Consider the following 244-nt stretch of genomic DNA (forward strand, 5'->3'; position numbering starts at 1 on the left):
AAAACTCAACGATTGATAATGTTTCTAAACCTCTGAAGTTAACTGATTGTGAGCGAAAAATCATTGATCTTGTAAGCATTGGTTTTAGCGGGATGACCATTGCTAGGATGTTAAATAGAAGTGAAAAAACTATCAGTGGACATAAGCGTTCTGCAATGAGAAAAATGGGGGTGCGTTCAGATATTGAACTTCATAAGTTACAATTAATTAGTAAATTCACAATATAGACCTAAAGAAAAGCGCA

At 34.0% G+C, this 244-nt stretch carries 1 protein-coding gene; it reads left to right on the forward strand.

Going from position 1 to position 244, the window contains the following annotated elements:
- The coding region (locus V1952_RS22775) for a helix-turn-helix domain-containing protein (RefSeq protein WP_420075662.1) at positions 1-227 on the forward strand (227 nt) is incomplete at its 5' end.
- Positions 228-244 lie beyond the last annotated feature (17 nt).

This window comes from Yersinia sp. 2542 StPb PI, from assembly GCF_048593855.1.
Taxonomy (GTDB): Bacteria; Pseudomonadota; Gammaproteobacteria; order Enterobacterales; family Enterobacteriaceae; genus Yersinia; species Yersinia enterocolitica_E.